The sequence below is a fragment of the Enterobacter cloacae complex sp. ECC445 genome, from assembly GCF_021892025.1.
In the GTDB taxonomy this organism is placed as follows: Bacteria; Pseudomonadota; Gammaproteobacteria; order Enterobacterales; family Enterobacteriaceae; genus Enterobacter; species Enterobacter chengduensis.
In genome coordinates, this window is the sequence record NZ_JAKLRZ010000003.1 from 307,770 (window position 1) to 330,946 (window position 23,177).

At 56.8% G+C, this 23,177-nt stretch carries 23 protein-coding genes; 7 read left to right on the forward strand and 16 right to left on the reverse strand.

Annotation, left to right across the window (positions count from 1 at the left end; genetic code table 11):
• Positions 1 to 79: 79 nt before the first annotated feature.
• Positions 80 to 940 (forward strand): fructosamine kinase family protein, encoded by an 861-nt coding sequence (locus tag L6R44_RS05000; RefSeq protein ID WP_032639864.1) that lies wholly within the window; start codon positions 80 to 82, stop codon positions 938 to 940.
• Positions 941 to 976: 36 nt separating this feature from the next.
• Here the strand turns inward: L6R44_RS05000 and L6R44_RS05005 are convergent, their stop codons facing one another.
• Positions 977 to 1,513, reverse strand: coding sequence for a YniB family protein (locus tag L6R44_RS05005; RefSeq protein WP_237423460.1), 537 nt, complete (start codon positions 1,511 to 1,513; stop codon positions 977 to 979).
• 148 nt (positions 1,514 to 1,661) lie between these two features.
• On the opposite strand from L6R44_RS05005, the gene hxpB reads away from it, so the two are divergent.
• The 3 genes from hxpB (at position 1,662) to L6R44_RS05020 (ending at position 4,544) form a co-directional block, all read left to right on the forward strand.
• Positions 1,662 to 2,333: a hexitol phosphatase HxpB gene (hxpB, locus tag L6R44_RS05010; RefSeq protein ID WP_237423461.1), complete on the forward strand. Its 672-nt coding sequence runs from the start codon at positions 1,662 to 1,664 to the stop codon at positions 2,331 to 2,333.
• 101 nt (positions 2,334 to 2,434) lie between these two features.
• Positions 2,435 to 3,025: a metal-dependent hydrolase gene (locus tag L6R44_RS05015; protein WP_032639858.1), complete on the forward strand. Its 591-nt coding sequence runs from the start codon at positions 2,435 to 2,437 to the stop codon at positions 3,023 to 3,025.
• A 127-nt stretch (positions 3,026 to 3,152) separates the two neighbouring features.
• Entirely contained in the window at positions 3,153 to 4,544 is a 1,392-nt protein-coding gene (locus L6R44_RS05020) for an L-cystine transporter (RefSeq protein ID WP_032639856.1), read from the forward strand.
• A 49-nt stretch (positions 4,545 to 4,593) separates the two neighbouring features.
• Here the strand turns inward: L6R44_RS05020 and cedA are convergent, their stop codons facing one another.
• On the reverse strand, positions 4,594 to 4,848 hold the full coding sequence (gene cedA / locus L6R44_RS05025) for a cell division activator CedA (RefSeq protein ID WP_072032690.1): 255 nt from the start codon (positions 4,846 to 4,848) through the stop codon (positions 4,594 to 4,596).
• 188 nt (positions 4,849 to 5,036) lie between these two features.
• Between cedA and katE the strand changes: the two genes are divergently transcribed.
• A complete protein-coding gene (gene katE / locus L6R44_RS05030; RefSeq protein ID WP_237423462.1) occupies positions 5,037 to 7,286 on the forward strand; it encodes a catalase HPII in 2,250 nt (749 codons plus the stop codon).
• A gap of 129 nt (positions 7,287 to 7,415) precedes the next feature.
• On the opposite strand, the gene chbG is transcribed toward katE, so the two are convergent.
• The 7 genes from chbG to osmE all read right to left on the reverse strand — a co-directional run bounded on the left by chbG (position 7,416) and on the right by osmE (position 13,266).
• Positions 7,416 to 8,165, reverse strand: coding sequence for a chitin disaccharide deacetylase (gene chbG, locus L6R44_RS05035; protein ID WP_237423463.1), 750 nt, complete (start codon positions 8,163 to 8,165; stop codon positions 7,416 to 7,418).
• Between the two features lie 11 nt (positions 8,166 to 8,176).
• Positions 8,177 to 9,532: a 6-phospho-beta-glucosidase gene (locus tag L6R44_RS05040; protein WP_237423464.1), complete on the reverse strand. Its 1,356-nt coding sequence runs from the start codon at positions 9,530 to 9,532 to the stop codon at positions 8,177 to 8,179.
• A gap of 109 nt (positions 9,533 to 9,641) precedes the next feature.
• Positions 9,642 to 10,460 (reverse strand): transcriptional regulator ChbR, encoded by an 819-nt coding sequence (gene chbR, locus L6R44_RS05045; RefSeq protein ID WP_032639848.1) that lies wholly within the window; start codon positions 10,458 to 10,460, stop codon positions 9,642 to 9,644.
• A gap of 29 nt (positions 10,461 to 10,489) precedes the next feature.
• Entirely contained in the window at positions 10,490 to 10,837 is a 348-nt protein-coding gene (gene chbA, locus L6R44_RS05050; RefSeq protein ID WP_023335359.1) for a PTS N,N'-diacetylchitobiose transporter subunit IIA, read from the reverse strand.
• Positions 10,838 to 10,884: 47 nt separating this feature from the next.
• Positions 10,885 to 12,243, reverse strand: coding sequence for a PTS N,N'-diacetylchitobiose transporter subunit IIC (gene chbC / locus L6R44_RS05055; RefSeq protein WP_008500675.1), 1,359 nt, complete (start codon positions 12,241 to 12,243; stop codon positions 10,885 to 10,887).
• Positions 12,244 to 12,322: 79 nt separating this feature from the next.
• Positions 12,323 to 12,640 carry a PTS N,N'-diacetylchitobiose transporter subunit IIB gene (chbB, locus tag L6R44_RS05060; protein WP_008500676.1) on the reverse strand — a complete coding sequence of 106 codons (318 nt, stop codon included), beginning with the start codon at positions 12,638 to 12,640 and terminating at the stop codon, positions 12,323 to 12,325.
• Positions 12,641 to 12,921: 281 nt separating this feature from the next.
• Positions 12,922 to 13,266 carry an osmotically-inducible lipoprotein OsmE gene (gene osmE / locus L6R44_RS05065; protein ID WP_032639844.1) on the reverse strand — a complete coding sequence of 115 codons (345 nt, stop codon included), beginning with the start codon at positions 13,264 to 13,266 and terminating at the stop codon, positions 12,922 to 12,924.
• A 231-nt stretch (positions 13,267 to 13,497) separates the two neighbouring features.
• Here osmE and nadE point away from each other — a divergent pair, with 231 nt between their 5' ends.
• Together nadE and cho are read left to right on the forward strand one after the other, a co-directional pair.
• On the forward strand, positions 13,498 to 14,322 hold the full coding sequence (gene nadE / locus L6R44_RS05070; protein ID WP_032639842.1) for an ammonia-dependent NAD(+) synthetase: 825 nt from the start codon (positions 13,498 to 13,500) through the stop codon (positions 14,320 to 14,322).
• Positions 14,323 to 14,436: 114 nt separating this feature from the next.
• Positions 14,437 to 15,315, forward strand: coding sequence for an excinuclease Cho (gene cho / locus L6R44_RS05075; protein ID WP_032639840.1), 879 nt, complete (start codon positions 14,437 to 14,439; stop codon positions 15,313 to 15,315).
• Here cho and ves read toward each other — a convergent pair.
• The 7 genes from ves to astC form a co-directional block, all read right to left on the reverse strand.
• Positions 15,293 to 15,850 carry an environmental stress-induced protein Ves gene (gene ves, locus L6R44_RS05080; RefSeq protein ID WP_237423465.1) on the reverse strand — a complete coding sequence of 186 codons (558 nt, stop codon included), beginning with the start codon at positions 15,848 to 15,850 and terminating at the stop codon, positions 15,293 to 15,295. The two genes, cho and ves, sit on opposite strands and share 23 nt — an antisense overlap.
• Before the next feature lie 297 nt (positions 15,851 to 16,147).
• Positions 16,148 to 16,639 carry an ATP-independent periplasmic protein-refolding chaperone Spy gene (gene spy / locus L6R44_RS05085; protein ID WP_032639836.1) on the reverse strand — a complete coding sequence of 164 codons (492 nt, stop codon included), beginning with the start codon at positions 16,637 to 16,639 and terminating at the stop codon, positions 16,148 to 16,150.
• Positions 16,640 to 16,976: 337 nt separating this feature from the next.
• A complete protein-coding gene (gene astE, locus L6R44_RS05090) occupies positions 16,977 to 17,942 on the reverse strand; it encodes a succinylglutamate desuccinylase (RefSeq protein ID WP_237423466.1) in 966 nt (321 codons plus the stop codon).
• A 10-nt stretch (positions 17,943 to 17,952) separates the two neighbouring features.
• Positions 17,953 to 19,278 (reverse strand): N-succinylarginine dihydrolase, encoded by a 1,326-nt coding sequence (gene astB / locus L6R44_RS05095; protein ID WP_237423467.1) that lies wholly within the window; start codon positions 19,276 to 19,278, stop codon positions 17,953 to 17,955.
• On the reverse strand, positions 19,265 to 20,752 hold the full coding sequence (gene astD / locus L6R44_RS05100) for a succinylglutamate-semialdehyde dehydrogenase (RefSeq protein WP_237423468.1): 1,488 nt from the start codon (positions 20,750 to 20,752) through the stop codon (positions 19,265 to 19,267). The genes astB and astD overlap by 14 nt, the downstream gene beginning before the upstream one ends.
• Positions 20,749 to 21,783, reverse strand: coding sequence for an arginine N-succinyltransferase (gene astA, locus L6R44_RS05105; protein WP_023311275.1), 1,035 nt, complete (start codon positions 21,781 to 21,783; stop codon positions 20,749 to 20,751). The genes astD and astA overlap by 4 nt, the downstream gene beginning before the upstream one ends.
• On the reverse strand, positions 21,780 to 23,000 hold the full coding sequence (gene astC, locus L6R44_RS05110; protein ID WP_237423469.1) for a succinylornithine/acetylornithine transaminase: 1,221 nt from the start codon (positions 22,998 to 23,000) through the stop codon (positions 21,780 to 21,782). The genes astA and astC overlap by 4 nt, the downstream gene beginning before the upstream one ends.
• Between the last annotated feature and the right edge of the window lie 177 nt (positions 23,001 to 23,177).

Below are 23,177 nucleotides of genomic sequence, written 5' to 3' on the forward strand. Positions count from 1 at the left end.
AGGTGTGCGTTAGTTCGTATTTTTTTACCGCTGTTATGCGCTAACTTTATGATCTGGCAGACAACATGGGAGAGACAACATGTGGCAGGCTATCAGTCATCTTTTACGTGAGCAACTTGGCGAAGGTGAAATTGAACTGCGTAACGAACTGCCGGGCGGTGAGATCCACGCCGCGTGGCATTTGCGCTACGCAGGACGCGATCTCTTCGTTAAATGCGACGAGCGCGAGCTGCTTGCGATATTCACCGCCGAAGCCGACCAGCTGGAGCTCTTATCGCGCAGTAAAACGGTGACGGTTCCGCAGGTTCTGGCCGTTGGAAGCGACCGCGACTACAGTTTCCTGGTCATGGAATATCTCCCCGCCCGACCGCTGGATGCCCATAATGCGTTTATCCTCGGGCAACAGCTCGCGCGCCTGCATCAATGGAGTGACCAGCCGCAGTTTGGTCTCGATTTTGACAACGACCTCTCCACCACGCCACAGCCCAATGCCTGGCAGCGCCGCTGGTCGACATTTTTTGCCGAGCAGCGCATCGGCTGGCAGCTAGAGCTGGCCGCCGAGAAAGGGCTGGAATTTGGCAATATTGATGCCATCGTCGAGCACGTTCAGCAGCGCCTGGCATCCCACCAGCCTCAGGCGTCTTTGCTTCACGGCGATTTGTGGTCCGATAACTGCGCGCTGGGCCCTAACGGCCCCTACATCTTCGACCCGGCCTGCTACTGGGGTGACAGGGAGTGCGATCTGGCCATGCTGCCGCTGCATCCTGAGCAACCGCCGCAAATTTACGACGGATATCAGTCTGTCTCCCCTCTGCCGCCCGGCTTCCTCGACCGCCAGCCAGTGTATCAGCTTTATACGCTGATGAACCGTGCCATTCTTTTTGGCGGAGAACACCTGGTTAACGCCCAGCGGGCGCTTGAGCGCATGCTTGCCGCCTGAGACGCGAACGGGTGGCCTTGCCGCCACCCGTATCGGTTAAAGAAAACCGAGCAGTGAGAAGAAAAAGTATCCCGCCACAATGATAATCGCGGGAAGAATATACAGCGGGAAAATTTGCAGGAAAATGGAGTGGCGCGGCACAACAATGCGGGATTCAATCTGCTCCCGGCTCATGCCCTCCGGGCCTTTGGCCTGCTCCAGAATCAACTGATCCTCAACCCCCTCGCGTAAAAAGCGCGTCTGGCGGCTCATTCTCGCGCCAGAGGCCTGCAAGGCCAGCGCGACAAAGATCAGGGCGTATATCACCCAAAAGCCGATATTTAGCTGTTGATGAAAATCCGGGGTGGGTGAGTTAAACCAGAAGACATTTAAAAATGGCGTATTAAAACGCATCATCTCAATCATGACATGCGCGAAATCAAGCATTACCGCATTGATACCCGGCTGTTTTTCGCTGTGATCGTACATAAATTTGAGCACGGAAATCAGCGTAGAAATGACGGCAGGAATAAAAATCACCCAGCCAGCAATACGTTTTAAGACCGCAATGCGTCCAGCTTGTTGATACGTCATCAGTTCCTCTTCATAAAGACGCGTTATTTGTGCCTAAGTCTACCTGCTGGTCATCAATTTCGCCCGCTCTTTAAAGGCAATATGCTAAATTGCAGAGTGTGCTTAGCACGTATCGTCTGTCGAACACCCTGGATAAGGAGACGTTGTGATGTCGACACCGCGCAAAATTCTTGCCGCAATTTTTGACATGGATGGATTACTGATCGATTCCGAACCGCTGTGGGATCGCGCCGAACTGGACGTTATGGCCAGCCTGGGCGTGGATATCAGCCGCCGTAATGAACTCCCCGATACGCTGGGCCTGCGCATCGATATGGTGGTTGACCTTTGGTTTGCCCAACAGCCGTGGGTGGGTCCCGATCGCGATGAGGTGACCGCGCGCATTATCAGCCGCGCCATCTCTTTAGTGGAAGAGAACAGACCATTGCTGCCCGGCGTGCGCGAGGCCGTGGCGCTGTGCAAGGCACAGGGACTGAAGGTGGGACTGGCCTCGGCGTCGCCGCTGCATATGCTGGAAAAAGTGCTCACGATGTTTGAACTGCGCGACGGTTTCGACGCCCTGGCGTCCGCGGAGAAACTGCCTTACAGCAAGCCCCATCCGCAGGTCTACCTGGACTGCGCCGCAAAGCTGGGACTCGATCCCCTCAACTGCGTTGCGCTGGAGGATTCTGTTAACGGCATGGTGGCCTCTAAAGCCGCGCGGATGCGCTCCATTGTGGTGCCTGCGGAAGAAGGCCGTCACGATCCCCGGTTTGCGCTTGCCGATGTGAAGCTGAATTCGCTGGCAGAACTGACGGCGCAGGCACTCAAGGGCGGTTAACGCCCTTCTCCGGTTTGTGACAAACAGTTACACCGTCACCTCTTCCGCCTACTGTATAAAAACCCTATACTGTATGAATTGACAGTTTTGTGGGTTTTATCATGACGGCGGAAGGCCACCTGCTTTTTTCTATCGCGTGCGCAGTATTTGCCAAAAACGCTGAACTCACCCCCGTGCTGGCACAGGGGGACTGGTGGCATGTTGTCCCTTCCGCCGTTTTGACCTGTCTGCTGCCCGACATTGACCACCCTAAATCCTTCCTCGGGCAGCGTCTGAAGTGGGTGTCAAAACCCATCGCCCGCGCGTTCGGCCACCGGGGATTTACGCACAGCCTGCTGGCCGTGTTTGGCCTGCTGACGCTTTTCTATTTAAAAGTGCCCGAAAGCTGGATCGTCCCCGCCGACGCCATCCAGGGGATGGTGCTGGGCTATTTAAGCCATATCCTGGCCGATATGCTGACGCCAGCTGGCGTACCGCTGCTGTGGCCCTGCCGCTGGCGCTTCCGTTTTCCCATCCTGGCCCCGCAGAAAGGGAACCAGCTTGAGCGCGTGCTGTGCATGGCGCTGTTTGCTTACGCCGTCTGGATGCCGCAAACCCTGCCCGAAAACAGTGCAGTCCGCTGGTCTTCCCAGATGATTAATTCGCTGCAATTTCAGTTCAATCGCTTTATTCATCACCAGATTGAACAGTAAACAGACAAAACTATCCCATTTGTCATAACCCATTCCATTTGGATATAAGCGCGACATCACACTTCTGCTAACCTTCCGCCAACAGGATCGGTAAAAGCCGAGCCAATAATAAATCAGGAGAACGGGGATGAATTTTCCACTCATCGCGAACGTCGTTGTGTTCGCTGTACTGCTATTGCTTCTCGCGCAGGCGCGCCACAAACAGTGGAGCCTGGCGAAAAAGGTGCTGGTTGGTCTGGCCATGGGTGTCGTATTTGGTCTGGCATTACAGGCAATTTATGGCTCCGATAATCCAGTTCTGAAAGATTCCATTCAGTGGTTCAACATTGTCGGTAACGGCTATGTTCAGCTGCTGCAGATGATCGTTATGCCGCTGGTGTTCGCCTCAATTCTGAGCGCCGTTGCCCGCCTCCACAACGCGACCCAGCTGGGAAAAATCAGCTTCCTGACCATTGGTACGCTGCTGTTCACCACGCTGATTGCCGCGCTGGTGGGTGTGCTGGTGACCAACCTGTTTGGCCTGACCGCAGAAGGTCTGGTGCAGGGTACCGCTGAAACAGCGCGTCTGACCGCGATTCAGACCAACTACGTGGGTAAAGTGGCCGATCTGACCGTGCCGCAGATGGTGCTCTCCTTCATTCCGAAGAACCCGTTTGCTGACCTGACCGGTGCGAGCCCAACCTCGATCATCAGCGTGGTGATTTTCGCCGCGTTCCTGGGCGTAGCGGCGCTGAAGTTGCTGAAAGACGATGCGCCAAAAGGCGAACGCGTGCTGACCGCAATTGACACCCTGCAAAGCTGGGTGATGAAGCTGGTTCGTCTGGTCATGCAGCTCACCCCTTACGGCGTGCTGGCGCTGATGACCAAAGTGGTTGCCGGTTCTAACCTGCAGGACATCATTAAGCTGGGCAGCTTCGTTGTCGCCTCTTATCTGGGCCTGGGCATTATGTTCGTGGTGCACGGCATCCTGCTGGGCGTCAACGGCGTCAGCCCGCTGAAATATTTCCGTAAAGTCTGGCCGGTACTGACCTTTGCCTTCACCAGCCGCTCCAGCGCCGCGTCTATTCCGCTGAACGTTGAAGCGCAAACCCGTCGCCTGGGCGTGCCGGAATCCATCGCCAGCTTCTCTGCGTCCTTCGGTGCCACCATCGGCCAGAACGGCTGTGCGGGTCTCTACCCGGCGATGCTGGCGGTGATGGTTGCCCCGACCGTAGGCATCAACCCGCTGGATCCGGTCTGGATCGCGACCCTGGTTGGGATTGTGACCATCAGTTCCGCAGGCGTTGCCGGCGTCGGTGGCGGTGCTACCTTCGCCGCGCTGATTGTGCTGCCTGCGCTAGGTCTGCCGGTGACGCTGGTCGCGCTGCTGATCTCCGTTGAGCCGCTGATCGACATGGGCCGTACCGCCCTGAACGTGAGCGGCTCCATGACCGCCGGTACGCTGACCAGCCAGTGGCTGAAGCAGACCGACAAGGCAATCCTGGAAAGTGAAGACGACGCCGAGCTGGCGCACCGTTAATTACCGTAGAAATAAAAAAACCGCCTGACCGGCGGTTTTTTTATGGCTGTTATTCTTCAACCTCTTCATCCTGGCGAATCTGCATCGCCCACCGCTGCGCGGACTCCGGTACCGTAAAGGTGGGAGAGCGACGGAAATGCTCGCCGATCAGCACAAAGGCCACGTATTTCCCCCGTAACAGCCACACATCGCGAAAACCCTCCACTTTCAGGGCATGGTCTGGCGGCGCGGGCTCAACGCGGGGCACATAGCTAATAACCTGGCGGTTTTGTTGACGAAGAGGTTTCATAAGCGACTGGTTCACTAAAGCAAATTCTTGAAGCAGGAAAACTCTATGATAGCCGATCCTGCAGCCTTCCGTCGCGCCCCGAGTGGGTGAGATAGCGTCTTTTGCCAATAGCGTTATGTGAAAACTCTTAGTTCGCGAACCGTCTCACGACATTGTTCTATCCTTAATAGGGTTTTTAGCAATGGATAAAGGAGAAGCGTGCAATGTCGAACAAAGATAAAACCGATCGATCGCCCATTCATGGCGCTGAAGAATCGCAACCGGGAATGGACTCACTCGCGCCTGCTGACGGATCTCATCAACCTTCACCCGGTCCTTCCGCACCCGGCGAACAGCCTACCGCACCGGGGAGCTTCAAATCACCCGATGCGAAGAACGAAAAACTGAAATCCCTTGACCCTCATCGTAAAGGGGGGGAAGGCCATGCGCTGACCACCAACCAGGGCGTGCGCATCGCCGACGATCAAAACTCCCTGCGCGCCGGGAGCCGTGGCCCCACCCTGCTGGAAGACTTTATCCTGCGGGAAAAAATTACCCACTTCGACCACGAGCGGATTCCTGAGCGTATCGTTCACGCGCGCGGCTCGGCTGCGCATGGCTACTTCCAGCCCTACAAGAGCCTGAAAGCGATCACCAAAGCGGATTTCCTCTCCGACCCGAAAAAAATCACCCCGGTGTTTGTGCGCTTCTCGACCGTACAGGGCGGCGCGGGCTCGGCGGATACCGTACGAGATATCCGCGGCTTTGCCACCAAGTTTTATACCGAAGAGGGTATTTTCGATCTGGTGGGCAATAACACCCCGGTGTTCTTCATTCAGGATGCGCATAAATTCCCTGACTTTGTCCATGCGGTAAAACCGGAGCCCCACTGGGCGATACCGCAGGGACAAAGTGCGCACGACACTTTCTGGGACTACGTCTCCCTGCAGCCTGAAACCTTACACAACGTGATGTGGGCGATGTCTGACCGCGGCATTCCGCGCAGCTATCGCACCATGGAAGGGTTTGGCATTCATACCTTCCGCTTGATCAACGCCGAGGGTAAAGCCACGTTTGTCCGCTTCCACTGGAAGCCGGTGGCGGGAAAAGCCTCGCTGGTATGGGATGAAGCGCAGAAGCTGACCGGCCGCGATCCGGACTTCCATCGCCGCGAACTGTGGGAGTCCATTGAAGCGGGCGACTTCCCGGAATACGAACTGGGCCTGCAGCTCATTCCGGAAGAGGACGAATTTAAGTTCGATTTCGACCTGCTTGACCCGACGAAGCTGATCCCGGAAGAGCTGGTGCCGGTTCAGCTGGTGGGCAAAATGGTACTTAACCGCAACCCGGATAATTTCTTTGCCGAAAACGAACAGGTCGCGTTTCACCCGGGGCATATCGTACCGGGCCTGGATTTCACCAACGATCCGCTCTTGCAGGGACGTTTGTTCTCGTATACCGATACGCAGATCAGCCGTCTTGGTGGACCGAACTTCCACGAAATTCCGATCAACCGCCCAACCTGCCCGTACCACAATTTCCAGCGCGACGGCATGCATCGTCAGGATATTGACACCAACCCGGCGAACTATGAGCCGAACTCCATCAACGATAACTGGCCGCGCGAAACGCCTCCCGGACCAAAACGCGGTGGATTCGAATCGTATCAGGAGCGCGTCGATGGCAATAAAATTCGCGAGCGCAGCCCCTCGTTCGGCGAGTATTACGCCCAGCCTCGCCTGTTCTGGAACAGCCAGACGCCGATTGAGCAACAGCACATCATCGGTGGCTTCAGCTTTGAGCTGAGTAAAGTAGTGCGCACCTACATTCGCGAGCGCGTGGTCGATCAGCTGGCGCATATCGATATCCAGCTTGCCCAGAGCGTCGCGGATAATCTGGGCATTACGCTGACCGATGAGCAACGTAACCTTGCGCCGCCGAAAGAGGTAAACGGCGTGAAGAAAGATCCGTCGCTGAGCCTGTATGCGGTGCCTGGCGGCTCGATTAAAGGCCGCGTAGTCGCCATTCTGCTGAACGACAGCACCCGCGCCAGCGACGTGCTGGGGATTATGCAGGCGCTTAAAACTCAGGGCGTGCATGCCAAACTGCTCTATTCCCGCATGGGGGAAGTGACCGCCGACGACGGTTCCGTGCTGCCGGTGGCCGCGACGTTTGCCGGTGCGCCATCGCTGACCGTCGATGCGGTGATTGTGCCGTGCGGGGATATTGCCAGCCTGCTGAGCAACGGCGACGCCGTCTATTATCTGCTGGAAGCTTATAAGCACCTGAAACCCATCGCGCTGTCCGGCGACGCGCGCCAGTTTAAGGCGCAGCTTAAGGTGGCCGATAAGGGTGAGGACGGCATTGTCGAGGGCGACAGCGTTGACGATGCCTTCATGACGAAGCTGTTTGAGTTGCTCGCCGCGCACCGCGTCTGGTCGCGCAGCAGCAAGATTGACCAGATCCCGGCGTAAAAAAAACCCTCACCCCGACCCTCTCCCTGAAAGGGAGAGGGAGAAATGCAGACCTGTGCTGGCATTACAGACCGCACCGCACAGTCCCCTCGCCCCTTTGGGGAGAGGGTTAGGGTGAGGGGGAATTTCTCAAAGATCCCCGAACGTCCCCAACCGATACCCGCGCTCGGCAATCGCGTATTTCAGCGACGGCGACGTCAGCACGTCCAGCTCCGCCAGTCGCGGCCAGCAGTAGGCGCTTTTACGCACGATGTTGTCGACAAACGCAGGGTGCGCCATCACCTCCAGCGAGCGTTCCCCTCGCGCGGCGGAATCATCCAGCACCTTCAGGAACAGCGTTTCGTCGATCGCCTCGCCGTAAAACGCGCTGCTGAACCCCGCCGTGGTTATGACGTCGCAGTCCGGTAACCCTTGCACCTCACGATCCACCCGCATCGCCACGCCTTTGCGCCGGGCAAACTCGGCAACAAGCGGGAAAATCGCCGGGATCATGTGCACGTGGTGATGGCTGTCAATGTGCGTCGGCGACTTTCCAAACAGAGCGACGAAGCGGTTGAACTGACAGTCAAGCTCGCGGGCAATCTCTTCGAGCGGCAGAGCGCCCTGCTCCGCCAGTTCCCAAATCCATTTACCCAGCAGGCCGTCCCGCGTCAGGCCCGGCATTGACGACAGCGGCATCCCGAGCGTCAGCACAAAGTGCATGCCGACGCCCAGCTCCGGCACTTCGCGGCTCAGTTGCGCCGCGTGTTCAACCGCCTCACCATTTACCAGCGCCGTGGTAGAGGTCACAACTCCCCGGCGACAGGCTTCAACAATGCCGTAGTTCTGACCTTTCGACAGGCCAAAATCATCAGCATTAACGATCAGCAGGTGTTCCATTGTGCGTCCTCTTAGTGCTGTTTGAACTTCAGCTTCTCGATCGTGGCGGCAAAGTTCGGCAACCATTTTTCATGCGCCAGGATCATTTCGCTGGCCAGCTGCTCCGCATCGCGGTCGGAATGCACCAGCGGGCTAAGGTTCAGCGCCAGCAGCACGTCATTGAATTCACCGCTCAGCGCCGCGTTGCTTGCCGCCACTTCAAAGCCTTTGATGGTGTGGATCAGCCCCATGACCTTGTCATCGAAGTGGGTGATACGCGGGTGCGGCTTAGCGCCATCGCGTCCCAGGATGCAGGTCATCTCGACGGCCCAGTCAGCCGGGATATTGTCGATATGGCCATGATGCGGCACGTTAACATAGTGCTCCGCCTGCTTGTCGTTATAGATGGCGTTGATCACTTCACACGCCGCATCGGAGTAGTAGGCCCCGCCGCGCTGCTCCAGCTCTTTCGGCTTAACGTTCAGGTTCGGATCTTTATACAGCTCGAACAGCTGCTTTTCGACCTTCTGCACGATCTGCGCGCGCGCGCCGCCCTTATAGTACTCGCCCATTTCGATGGCCAGCATCTCTTTCTGCTTGAAGTAGTAAAGCAGGTACGAGCAAGGCAGCAGATTCAGCGAGCGGATCAGCCCTTCGCTGAACGGCAGGTCAAAGATGTTTTTCACCGATGCCGCCGTCAGGCGACCGGAGGCCACGCCGTCGAGAAGTTCGGCAAAGCGCGATTTTCCGTTCACGATAACATCTTTAATAAATACCATGTGGTTCAGGCCGAACAGATCGATGGAGAGATCATCGTTTTCGGTCAGCGCCAGCACGTCGCGGATAAACATCTTCATGCCGATCGGAATATTACAGACGCCGATAAAGCGCTTGAAGCCGGTATGACGATAAACCGCTTCAGTGACCATGCCGGCCGGGTTGGTGAAGTTAATCACCCACGCGTTCGGGCAGATCTCCTGCACGTCTTTGACGATGTCGAAAATCACCGGAATGGTGCGCAGGCCTTTGAACAGGCCGCCCGCGCCGTTGGTCTCCTGGCCAAGATAGCCGTGGCTCAACGGAATACGCTCGTCCAGCTCGCGCGCCTTCAGCTGGCCGACGCGCAGCTGGGTGGTGACGAAATCTGCATCTTTCAGCGCCAGACGACGATCGAGGGTTTTATGCACGGTCAGCGGCACGCCCGCTTTTTCCACCATGCGCTGGCACAGGTCGAAAATAATATCCAGCTTCTCCTGACCTTCCTCAACGTCCACCAGCCATAATTCGCTGACCGGTAATTCATGATAGCGTTTCAGGAAACCTTCCAGTAATTCCGGGGTATAGCTGCTGCCGCCACCAATGGTTACGACTTTTAATTTCTTCTGCATAATATCTCCCTTAGCGTATCAGGTTAATCGCCTGCAAGGTATAGCGTACTCTTCCCGCTATTTGGGCAAGCCATTAAAGCAATATTCGTGGCGGGTAATCCGCCGAAAGTTAATTAATTACCGTTAAATTTTTCCGGTAACTGTTCGGTGTGAATGACGTTAACTTCTTAAAGGTTTTAATAAACAGGCTGGGGCTGCTGTATCCTGACTCGTAAGCGATATCGGTGACAGAATAGTTAGTAATTTCCAGCTGTTTCTTAGCAAAATTAATGCGGATTTCATTAATAATTTGCACGGGCGTTTTACGATAATAACGCTGCGTTGCGCGGGTCAGATATTCCTGGGATTTGCCCGACAGGGAGACCATGTTTTCCAGCGCATTTTCGCTGAACCGGCCTTTATCGTGCATCAGCTCAACGGTGCCGCGCAGCCATTGCGGGATATCGTCCGTCACCTGCTGCTCTTCACGGTGATGGCGCAGCCGGTTCATCACGTAGAAGGTCACCGTTTCAATAAACTCATCAAATTCATTGTCGCGGAAGTTAAGCGAGGCGATCACCGTTTCAATCCAGGTCATAAACTCGTTTTTGACCCGATAGACCTGGGAGGCCACAAAGCAGAACGGCACCAGCGGCAGATAGTGCTTCTCGAAGAAGCGTCTGCTGACGCCCACGTTCAGAATGCGGGTGGCACCAAATTCGTAAAAGCTCTGGTGATAAGACCCCATCGGCAGGAAGACAAAATCCCCCCGCTCAAGCAGAACGCGCTTACCGTTGATCTCCTGGTAGTAACGGCCGGTCAGAACAATCGTGAACTCGTAGTAGTCATGCTGGTGCAGACCGCTGGCGCTCTCCGTCTTGTTGTAGATAACCACGTGAAAATTTTTGCCGTTAAACAGCTGCTGTTCAAGTGCGGTTTTGATTTCCATCGTGCTGACCTCCTGCTACCCAGTCTGACTTACTGCATTTTCTCGTGAAGCTCGATGAGCTCCGCCACCAGCTCGCGCGCCAGCATCGAGGTCATCAGGTGATCCTGCGCGTGGACCAGCACCAGGCTGACCTTCATCTTGCCTTCGCCCTGATCGCTCTCAATCAGCTTTGTCTGCACCAGGTGCGCTTCGTTGAGCGCCGTGCGGGACTGTTCCATCATGGTTTTCGCGGCGGCGAAATCCCCCTGCTTGGCCTGCTTGAGTGCGGCATAGGCGAGGCTGCGCGCCTGTCCGGAGTTGATGATAAGCCCCATCACCACTTCTTCGAGATCGTTCTCAACGGCTTCGTCTGCGACAATACTATCCAAATCTAACATTTTTCAGCTCCTTATGGCTGGCGCGGGCTTCCCCGCGCCGGGCAATCTTAGAATTTCAGTGAGAGGGCGATATCCTCTTCGCTCTCTTCTTCATCAATAATGGTGGCGGCTTTGTTGGCAATCGCCACGAACGGCATGTACAGCAGGGTGGCAATCCCGAGGTTGAATATCGCCAGCAGGAAGGCCGCAACGCTGCCGTTAGTGTTGAAGAACGCGCCCAGACCCGCCGGCATGGTCCACGGGGCAATGTTGGTGACCGGTGGAATGATGCCCATGTAATACGCCGTCAGGGTAATGGCGGCCAGCAGCGGCTGTACCAGGATGAACGGAATGAACATCACCGGGTTCATGATGATTGGCAGACCGAACAGAATCGGTTCGTTAATCTGGAAGATACCTGACGGCAGCGCCAGCTTGGCAACCTGACGGTAGTCAGCGCGACGGGAGACAATAAAGACCGCGATGATCAGACCCAAGGTCGCCCCGGTACCGCCCAGGAAGATATAGGAGTCAAGCATCGGCTTCGCCCACACATGGAAGGTTTTACCCGCCGCCAGCGCCGCGTCAACGGAGCCGTACTGCTGGTAAAGCGCAACGTTTTCCAGTGCCCAGGGGGTCATAATCCCGCTGTCCAGCGCGGCCAGTGCCAGTGAACCATGCACGCCAAAGAACCACAGCAGAGAGGTGAAGATCACATACGCCCAACCGACCACGCCACCCATCGACGCCAGCGGCGTAGAGATAGAGTCCATGATGATCTGGTGGAAGTTTGTGCCCCAGTGGGAGAGCGCCCAGGCGATAATCCCCATAATGGAGAGAATAATAAAGCCTGGAATCAACGCGGAAAATGAACGAGAAACGGAAGCCGGTACGCTATCCGGCAGGCGGATAACCCAGTTGCGACGAATAATAAAGGTGAACATCTCCGCGACCACCAGACCGATAACAATACCGGAGATGATGTTGGCGCCACCCAGCCAGTTGGCGCCGACGGCATAGGCTTCCCCCACGCTGTAAGGCGTCACGGTCATGAAGGCGGCGACGGATAATAACCCGGCGGCCAGCGGATCCACCTTACGCTCTTCTGCCAGCGCCATCCCAATAAAGAAAGGCGCCATCAGCGACATTATCCCCAACGTACCGTTATAGACGTTGCCGCCGATGGCTTTAAAACCATTAAGGGTTTCAATTGTTGAAGCGTCTAACCGAATGCCTAATGAATAAAAGAAGGATCCTTCACCAAAGCTCAGAAAAACGTTGTTAATTAAAACGAACATGGCCCCGGCCAGCGTCAACGGCATTAATTTAATAAAGCCGTTTTTAATGGCGTTAACGTGAGGCTGCTTTCCTATTTTAACAGCAAAAGGAAGGAGTACCTTTTCAAGTGAAGCGATGACTTTACTCATAGGTAAATACCCTTAAATGCCGTAACGCATGTTACGGCGTATTGTGTGTGAAATAACTCTTTGACGGGAAAAATAAAAATTAATTAGCAGCTTTTTTAATGGCTGCCACAGCAGCTTTAAGAACACCTAAACCATCAATCTTGCCGTACAGCCCGGAGTCGATCACTTCGACCGGTTTATTCGGTAACAGTCGTTGAATTTCTGGCAACATATAGGCAATTTGCGGCCCCAGCAAAACAACATCGGCGGTCTGGCCTTTTTCGCCCGCCAGCGTCTCTGGAAACGCTTCAATCACCACGGGAACTTCATACTTTTCAGCCTGTGCACGCATCTTGGACACCAGAAGCGACGTTGACATGCCCGCTGAGCAGAACAGGTAGATATGTTTCTTTTCCATCGTAATTTCCCTCTTGTCTGACTACCTGCCATCGCGCTATCACTCGACTCGCTGTCCCGGCAGGCAGGTAGCTTGCGTACTGTTGTTTATCGTTGGAGTGAGTATACGCAATGGTACAGACGGGGGATAATTCTGAACAGACTCAAATTGTCTCTCATTGACCTGGCTTGTTGACTCCCTTCACATTTCGGGCAAATAATTCGCGCAAAGAAATAAGATTTTATGATGCATAAAAAAACCGGCCCAAAGGCCGGTTAGTTAACATCCTCAGGCAAGCAGGGTTACTGCGCCTTAGGTGCCTGCGGATCGGTGTCATATTCAGCACAGGTCTGGTAACCGGAGTTCATCACATGACCGGTATTATCCAGCGCGACAAAGTAGGTTTCTGCCTTACCATCACGTTGACCCAGGATATAGGTCTGGCAGGTCCCTTTCGCATGAATCATTGTTATTTCAGAAGAAGGTTTGCCGGCGATCGCAGCCACCTGCGAACGGGTCATCCCTTTTTTAACGTCTTTTACGACGGGTTGCGTAAACTGATCCTTGGTGCGATCGTAAGCCGTACACCCTGCCAGCATAGTCAGTACCGCCGCTGCGCTAAGAATTCCTGCTACGTTCTTGTTCATATTCCGTCCTCTTGTTTATCAGCGTGTTATCTAAGCATGGGATAAAAAGTACTATTGTTCAACTTTGCGAGTTCCGCCAGACGAATTTCGGAAAATTCTAATAAAACAACGATAACCTGCTAAATCGGCGCAAATTAGCGCACTCGAAACTGTGATCCTTGTCGTTTCTCGCCCAAAGGGTTAGTTTTAACAGCTACACATTCTGTTTATGTACTGCTTATGGAGGGCGTGATGGCTCTGCAACAAGAGATCATTCAGGCACTGGGCGCGAAGCCCACGGTAGATGCACAAGAAGAGATCCGCCGCAGCGTGGATTTTTTAAAATCGTACTTAAAAAAGAACGCTTTCCTGAAATCCCTGGTGCTGGGCATCAGCGGCGGCCAGGACTCTACCCTGACCGGTAAACTCTGCCAGATGGCAATTTCAGAGCTTCGCGAAGAGACGGGCGATGAGACGCTGCAGTTTATCGCCGTGCGTCTTCCTTACGGCGTACAGGCGGACGAGCAGGATTGTCAGGATGCGATTGCCTTCATTCAGCCTGACCGCGTGCTTACCGTTAATATTAAGGGCTCGGTGCTGGCCAGCGAGCAGGCGCTTCGCGAAGCGGGCATTGAACTGAGCGATTTTGTTCGCGGTAACGAGAAAGCCCGCGAGCGCATGAAAGCGCAGTACAGCATCGCCGGGATGACTAAAGGCGTCGTCGTCGGCACTGACCATGCGGCAGAAGCGATCACCGGTTTCTTCACCAAATATGGCGACGGCGGCACCGACATTAACCCGATCTTCCGCCTGAACAAGCGTCAGGGTAAGCAGCTGCTTGCCGCGCTGGGCTGCCCTGAGCATCTGTATAAGAAAGCGCCGACCGCGGACCTTGAAGACGATCGCCCTTCTCTACCTGATGAAGCGGCCCTTGGCGTCACCTATGACAACATTGATGATTATCTGGAAGGTAAAAAACTGGATGAAGGTATCGCGAAAATCATCGAAGGCTGGTATCTGAAAACCGAGCACAAGCGCCACACGCCGATTACGGTGTTTGACGATTTCTGGAAATAAACGCAAAACGGTAACCCGTTTTCGTAGGCCGGGTAAGGCGTGCCGCCACCCGGCTCTTTTTTAACCACCACACTCCTGCTACACTGTATGCCTGAACAGTATACGGAGTGATATGTGAGCAGGCGTCAATCCGCCCCGCGTCTTGAATTTGAAGCGGCGGCTATCTATGAATATCCCGAGCACCTTCGCCCCTGGCTTGAGGCGCTGCCTAAACAGCCTGGTGTGTACATTTTTCACGGCGAAAGCGACACCCTGCCGCTCTATATCGGCAAAAGCGTGAACATTCGCAGCCGGGTGTTATCCCATCTTCGCACGCCGGACGAGGCCGCCATGCTGCGCCAGTCGCGACGTATTACCTGGTTCCAGACGGCGGGAGAAATGGGCGCGCTGTTGCTTGAAGCGCGTTTGATTAAAGAGCAGCAACCGCTGTTCAACAAGCGCCTGCGCCGCAACCGCCAGCTCTGCTCCCTGCAGATCGACGACGGCAAGCCGCAGGTCGTCTACGCGCGCGAGGTCGATTTTTCACATGCCCCGAATCTCTATGGGCTGTTCGCCAATAAACGTGCCGCACTTCAGGCGCTGCAGACCCTGGCGGACGAGCTGCAGCTTTGCTATAGCCTTTTGGGTTTAGAGGGCACCACGCGCGGGCGTGCCTGTTTCCGCTCCGCGCTGAAGCGCTGCGCCGGTGCCTGCTGCGGAAAAGAGAGCGTTGAGGCGCACCACGCCCGGCTCCTCGCCGGTCTGGCGGCCATCAGCGTGAACTGCTGGCCCTGGGAAGGTGCCGTTGCGCTAAAAGAAGTGGGTGAGACGATGACCCAGTATCACATCGTCAACAACTGGCTCTGGCTGGGCGCTGTCGACAACATCAACGACGCGGCAACCCTGCTGCGCACGCCCGCCGGATTTGACCACGATGGCTACAAAATTCTCTGTAAACCGGTGCTAGCCGGTAAGTTTGAGATCGTTGTGCTCAATGACCTGGCAGCCACGTGATTTCGCTGAACAATAAGGTACCCTGAGACTCGAGCAGACGCAGCGTGTGGGTCCCCTCCTGCCAGCTGGCACCCTGATCGGCCGTCAGCAATTTATCGCCCAGCTGCCAGGCCCCGCTTAACACAAACACCACGCCCCCGCGCGATCCAAGGGTGGTAAAGGTTCGGTCAGCAACCCGCACCTTTGCCTGGCAGCAGTCGCGCCGGGTCATGATGTTAAAGTCCATCGCCATACGCCCACCGGAAAGCAGCGCTTTCACCGGTAAATCGCCGGTAAAACAGTAGGGCTGATGATGCTTCAGGGTATGAAAGAACGCCTGACCCGCGTCCAGCGTCACCTCCCCCCCTTCCAGCAAGGTAATCACCCGATCGACGCCGGGAAAGGCGGAGAATTCGCCGTTGCTGGCGATAGTTGCGATACTGGCACGCCACTGAAAATCCCGCGTAGCGGGCGGGAAGCAGCAAATCTCACGCGTTTCACCCGCACCATTGCGCCAGAGGCTGACCGGCATCTTACGGATATCAAAGAACTCCATCACCACTCCTGAATGGCACAACCCGTGCCAGGGCAAAGATATTGCTATCGTTGCTGTCTTGTTTGTTATCGTTAGGTATTCCCAGACACAGTATCGGCAGCAGAGCGGGCAGGCCTTAGCGAAACGTTAATAAAAATTCTAACGCCATGACTCTACACACGTTCTCTGATGCGACTACAGGAGCATACCGCGCTGGCGGCGGCAGACAAGAGGGCAGAAAAGAAAAACCGCCGGTCCTGCCCACAGCGTTTGCGCTTTTGTGGACAGGATCCCGGCGGTCTTAAGAGTGTGAACCGATTATTCGGTTGGTGCTGGCATTTTACCTGCCATCGCCGGACGTTCTGTCAGACGCTTCTCAAAATTCGCATTAAATTGTTTTTTCTGTTCCGGGGTCAGAATGTTGTAGATCTTGTTCTGGGTTTCCATGTGAGCCAGCATGCGGGCTTTGTGCTGCTCGGCCATTTTGTCGATCTGCGCTTCGGCTTTCGCCTTGTCGAAGGTGTCGCTGGCGATGATGTCATGCATCGCACGACGCTCTTCCAGCGGAGGGCGTTTCATCTGGTCGCGCTCGCCTTTCCGGATGTCGCGGATCTGCTGTTTCTGCGCATCCGTCAGGTTGAGATCCTTAAACATCATCATCTCGTTATGCATACCCGGGCCTTTATGATGCATCATCATTTTGCCTTCAGCAGGCGCGGCAGCGGTGGTCGCAGTATCTGCGGCGAACGCCATGCTGGTAGCGCCCAGAGCCAGGGTAGAAGCAACAAACAGTGCAGTAAACTTACGCATAATTTATTTCCTTTCTTTCAGTTATTCTTCGGCGCTATGCCGTGTTGACGAGATTAACTTTACGGGGTTTATCGTCAATTAGTCAGAGCAACGGTAAAACAATGAAAGTATAAAAAACAAATTTTCGCCAAATGTGGAGGAAATAAGGATAAAACGTGGAGAGTTGCAACCAAAAATATTCAATACGATGATTTTAAAGCAATTTAGCAGAAGTATAGCGAAGTGAAGGTGAATAATAAAGCAATTCACCAGGAATATTCTGCAAAATACGCGAGCGCGCTTTTATCGTTAAGAAAAATATTTAGCGTCCCCTCCCGGATGATGAGAGGGGAACGGTTCAGGTTATTTTTTCCAGCATCAGCCCGGCACGCAGGCCAAACGCCACGGTGGGGTTAGGGAATAAAACATATTCGGTGGTTTTCTGCACCTCATAACGTTCATCACCATCCTCCGCCAGCAGCGCCCCTTTGCGGAACGGCGTGAAGTTCAGGGTATGCGCGGCCATATGCAGCAGGAAGGCGTCGCTGCGCCGCGTGATCTGCTGTACGACCCGATACCGCTCGACGGACTGATGCGCGTGCTCGGGAGCGGTTCCGCCCAGCAGCGCCCGCAGGGCAAGATGCGTTAGCGCAAAGCGGGTGAGATCGTTTTGGCCAAACGGCAGCGCTTTTCCCAGCTCCAGCGTACAGGCCAGCGCGCCGAAGTTCTCACAGGTAAAGTGGGTAAAGGTTCCGCCCGGCGACTGGTGAAACACCAGCGCCTCCAGCCCGGCGTCGCCCAGCCAGCTCAGGAAATCTTCCTCCCACGGCTGATTGCGCTGCGGCAGAACGCCGAAGCGGACATGGTAGGACGCGCGAATGGCCGTATGCAGATCCAGATGCCAGCGCGCGGGCCCCGCAGCGGCAAAAAACGCGGACACCACGTTCTCCAGCCACGCGGCCCGCGCCGTTTCGTCACTTTGCGGAAACTGCGCCCAGCGCCCGCCGAACATGCGGTTAAGGTCGCTGACCAGGTAGCGTTTGTTTTGCGCGAGCGCAGGCGGATTGCCGAGCACCACCAGCACGCGGCACGTCAGGGCAATTTCATTGCGAAAGAGCGCGCGCAGCAGCAGATCGACAATCTCGACGGGAGCCGTTTCATTGCCGTGAATACCCGTTGAAAGCAGCAGCGAGAGATCGCTTTTTGCGTTCGGCGTCAGCTCAAGCACCCCGCGCCCCAGCCACCGCCAGCGAAAGGAGGGGCCCTGCCCCTCTGTCTGTTCCGGCGTCTCATCGGCCAGGGTTAGCGCCAGTAAGTTTTCCATATCCACTCCTTTAGCGCTGGAACGGATAAACCGATCCCAGCTGCAGGATTGTCGATAACGCGTCCAGCGCCTCGCGACCTTCACGCAGAAGCTGCGGGTCAACCAGATCGGCCTGCGTCAGGCGATCGCGATAGTAGCGATCGACCCAGTCATTCAGCCGCGCAAAGAGGGTATCGTTCATCATGACCGCCGGATTCACCGCCTGCATCTCGTCCTGGGTCAGGACCACGCGCAGACGTAAGCAGGCGGGCCCCCCGCCGTTGGCCATGCTTTCACGCAGATCAAACACGCGCAGTTCGTCAATCGGGTTATCGGCCTTCACCAGCTCCGTCAGGTAGCGCCAGACGCCCTGATGATCCCGGGACTCCTGCGGCAGGACCAGCATCATGCTGCCGTCGTCGCGGCTGAGCAGCTGGCTATTGAACAGATACGTTTCGACCGCGTCCTGCACGCTCACCGCCTCCGTTGGCACCTGAACTGGGGTAAAGCCGCGCACGCGCTCGTGCAGCGTGGCGAGCAGCTTCTCCTGGTGGGCAAACGCCTGCTCGTGGCAGAACAGCACCTGGCGATTGGAGACGGCAATGACGTCGTTATGGAACACCCCCTGGTCGATCACATGCGGGTTCTGCTGGGCAAAAACCACCTGGGAAGGGTTAACCTGGTTGAGGCGGGCAACCGCCTGGCTGGCTGCGAGCGTCTGACGCGCAGGATAGCGGGCTGGCGCGGCGTGGCCCCCCTCTTCTCGCCCGTAGATAAACAGCTGCAGCCCCGGCTCGCCATAATCGCCCCCCAGGCGGTTATGGTTGGCCGCGCCTTCGTCGCCAAACATCGCCACCTGCGGCAGGGCCGAATGCACCGCAAAGTGGGCGTCATGGTTAAAAATAGCGCGCAGCACGCGCTCGGTCGTTTCCGCTTCGGTGGCGCGGTGGAATTTATTGTTCAGATTCGCCACCGTCAGGTGGACTTTGCCATCCAGCGTATCGGCTGACGGCGCGACGGTCGCGGCGTTTGCCACCCACATAGAGGAAGCCGAGCTTGCCTCCGAGAGCAGGTGCGGCGTCTGCGTACCCGCTTTTTCAACCACCTGCTCATCGGTGCCGCTAAAGCCGAGCTGACGCAGCACCGCGACGTTCGGACGCTCCTGCGGCGGGATCACCGCCTGCGGGAAACCGGCATCCGCCAGCGCCTTCATCTTCAGCAGCCCCTGCTTCGCCGCCAGCTTCGGATTAGAGACCTGAAAGCGGTGCTTCGTCGAGGCTTCATTACCAAAAGAGAGACCGGCATAGTGGTGGGTCAGCCCCACCAGCCCGTCAAAGTTGACCTCACGCGCTTTCATGACGATCCCCTCCGGTAAAGTCCAGCCCCGGATTAAGCGTCTCCGGCAGCGTCAGCGCCGGGGTTTCCAGGCTCGCCATCGGCCATGCGCAGTAATCGGCGGCATACCACGCGCTGGCGCGATGGTTGCCCGACGCGCCCACGCCGCCAAACGGCGCGGTGCTCGCGGCGCCGGTCAGCGGCTTGTTCCAGTTGACGATCCCGGCGCGGGCTTCCAGCAGCAGTTGTTCAAACTTCTCGCGCTGCGGCGAAATCAGCCCGCTCGACAGGCCGTAGCGGGTGTTATTGGCCATCGCAATCGCCGCATCAAAATCGTCATAGCGCCAGACGCACAGCAGCGGGCCAAAGACCTCTTCGTCCGGCACGCTGTTCGCCCCGCTCATCTCAACGATGCCCGGCGTCAGCAGCGAGGTACCCGGCTGAACCGGCTTCGGCTCCAGCAGGGTTTTCGCGCCGCGCGCGACGTGGTCCTGCCAGGCCTTCAGCACGTTCTGCGCGGCCTGTTCGGAAATCAGCCCGCCGATAAACGGCTGCGGGTCGGCATCCCACGCGGCTGGCACCAGGCGCGCGCTCACCTCGACCAGACGCTTCAGGAAGGCATCGCCCTGCGCGCCCCGTTTCACCAGCAGGCGGCGGGCGCAGGTGCAGCGCTGTCCGGCGGTGATAAAGGCGGACTGAATCGTCAGGTGCACCGCGGCGTCGATATCATCAGGATCTTCCACAATCAGCGGGTTGTTGCCGCCCATCTCCAGCGCCAGAATTTTCTCCGGCTGTCCCGCCAGCTGGCGGTGCAGCTGGTAGCCCGTTCCGGCGCTGCCGGTAAACAGCAGGCCGTCGATATCGCTCAGGGCGCTTAGCGCCTGGCCGGTTTCGCGCCCGCCCTGCACCAGGTTCAGCACGCCCGGCGGCAGGCCGGCCTGTTCCCACAGCTTCACTACCGCCTCGCCGGTTAAGGGCGTGAGCTCGCTCGGTTTGAAGATGACGGTATTGCCCGCCAGCAGCGCGGGCACGATGTGGCCATTCGGCAGATGCCCCGGGAAGTTATACGGGCCAAATACCGCCAGCACGCCGTGCGGACGGTGGCGCAGCGTGGCCGCGCCGTCCGGCATCTCGGTGTGCTGTTCGCCGGTGCGGGTGTGGTACGCCTTCACCGAAATGGCGATTTTGTTGATCATCGCCGTCACTTCGGTTGTCGCTTCCCAGCGCGGCTTGCTGGTTTCAGACGCGATGATGCGCGTCAGCTCGGCCTTGTTGGCCTCCAGCAGTCCGGCAAACTTTTCAACAATGGCCTGACGCGCGGCGAAAGGCTGTTTTGCCCACGCCGGAAACGCGCGGCGAGCGGCGCGGCAGGCTTGTTCTACCTGCATGGCGCTGGCGTCATGCCCCTTCCAGAGCACCTCTTTTCCAACCGGATTGCTCTTTACGCGCTCTTCGCCTTCGCCCGTGACCCAGTCACCGTTAATCCATAATGTCATGCTGTTTTCTCCTCAGGGCAGAGACGCACCAGGCGAACCGTATCGCCGGCGTTACATTTCAGGGCATCCAGTTCTGCAGCCGTCAGCACCAGACGTTCACATTTCGGGTTGGTCCGCACCAGCATGGCGCGGAAGTTGGCGTAATTTTCGTTCGACACCAGACACGCGGGCCAGTCGCCCGGCGCGGGCTGGCCTTCAGAGACCTCAACCAGACGGCTTTTACGGATGGCGCGAACGCGGTCGATATCGCACTCAAGCGTAGGCCCGCCGTCGAAGATGTCGACATAGTTGCGGTAGCGGAAGCCTTCTTTCTCCAGCACCGCGCGGGCAGGCGCGGTTTGCGGATGGACTTCGCCAATCACCGCCTGCGCTTCCGGGCTGAGGAAATGGGTATAGATAGGATGCTTCGGCATCAGTTCGGCGATAAAGGCTTTCTGCCCGGTGCCGCAGAGATAGTCCGCCCGGCTGAACTCCATCGAGAAGAAGCGCTCGCCCAGGCTCTCCCAGAACGGCGAGTAGCCGGTGTCGTCGATCACGCCGCGCATCTCGGCGACCACTTTTTCGTTGAAGCGATCGCGGAAGGCGGCCATAAACATAAAGCGCGATTTGGAGAGCAGATAGCCGTTGCCCTCTTTGCGCCACGCCGGGTCGAGGAACAGCGTGCACAGCTCGCTGGCGCCCGTGTGGTCATTACAGAGAAACAGCGTGGGCAGCGCGTTATAGACGTTCAGCTCTTTCGAGGCATGAACCATGGTGCCGACGCGGTAGTTGTACCACGGGTCGTTAAGCCCGACGGCCACTTCAATGGCGCAGATCCCGGCCACGGTTCCCGTGTCGGTGTCTTCCAGCACGAACACATAGCCCTGTTCGCTTTTTGGCAACGTCCCCTGCCAGGTTTGCAGGGCGCGCTCAATGCGCGCCGACAGCGTTTTTTCATCGGCAGGAAGCGAGGTCAGCCCGCCTCCCGTCTTACCGGCAAGCTGCATGAGCCCGGCGAGATCGCCGCGCTCAACGGGACGGATGACCATCATGATGACACCCCGGACTTCACCTTTTCACACGCCAGCGCAAAACGGTCCAGACCGGTTTGCACCTCTTCCTCGCTGACGATCAGCGCGGGCGCAAAACGCACCACGTTGGCGCCGGCAATCAGCACCATAACGCCCACTTTTGCCGCTTCCTGTGAGATCAGTTTCGCTTTTCCGGCAAATTCAGGGGTGAGCTCGCAGCCGATTAAAAGCCCCAGGCCGCGAATTTCCTTGAACAGCCCGGTTTTGCCGTTGATGGCGTTCAGGCGCTCAACAAACCACTCGTGACGCTGCTTAACGCCCTTTAGCACCTCAGGGGTGTTGATGATGTCGAGCACCTGTCCGGCCACGGCGGTCGCCAGCGGGTTGCCGCCGTAGGTGGTGCCGTGGGTGCCCACGGTCATCACGCTGGCGAATTTATCGGTGGTCAGCGTGGCGCCAATCGGGAAGCCGCCGCCCAGCGCTTTGGCGGTGGAAAGCACGTCCGGCGTGACGCCGTAGTGCATATAGGCATACAGCTCGCCGGTGCGGCCCACGCCGGTCTGCACTTCGTCGAAAATCAGCACCGCGTTGTGACGATCGCACAGCTCGCGTAGCCCCTGCAGGAAGGCTTTTTGCGCCGGAAGCACGCCGCCCTCGCCCTGCATCGGCTCGACGATCACCGCGCAGGTGGTGTCGTTAATCAGCTCGCTGGCGGACAGCAGATCGTTATAAACGCCGTGGCGAATATCCGGCGGCAGGGGGGCGAAATCCTGCGAGTAGGAGGGCTGACCGCCCGCGCTGACGGTAAACAGCGTGCGCCCGTGGAAGGCATTCTTAAACGCCACGATACCGCTCTTGTGGGTACCAAATTTATCGTGGGCATATTTGCGCGCCAGCTTCAGCGCCGCTTCGTTCGCTTCCGCCCCGGAGTTACAGAAAAAGACCTTCTCCGCAAACGTCGCGTCGATCAGCTTTTTCGCCAGGCGCAGCGCGGGCTCGTTGGTAAAGCCGTTTCCGGTATGCCAGAACTTCGCCGCCTGGTCATTCAGGGCCTGACGCAGCGCCGGGTGCGCATGGCCCAGCGCGTTAACCGCAATCCCACCGGCAAAGTCGATATACTCTTTACCCTGCTGATCCCACAGGCGCGAGCCTTCCCCACGAACCGGAATAAAAGCCGCCGGAGCGTAAACCGGCATCATCCATTCATCGAAATTTTCACGCGTAATTGACAGAGACATAGCGACCTCATCCGGTAAATAAAAAGTTATTTGAATGTTAAATAATTGAGTGCTTGCACTGTGAATGTAGATTGCAGCCTTCGTGCCAGCCAGCGATAAAAATGCATAAACGGGTTGAGGTAACAGAATATCAATAAGTTACAATATGGAGCTATTCACTGTTAGTGCATAAAAAGT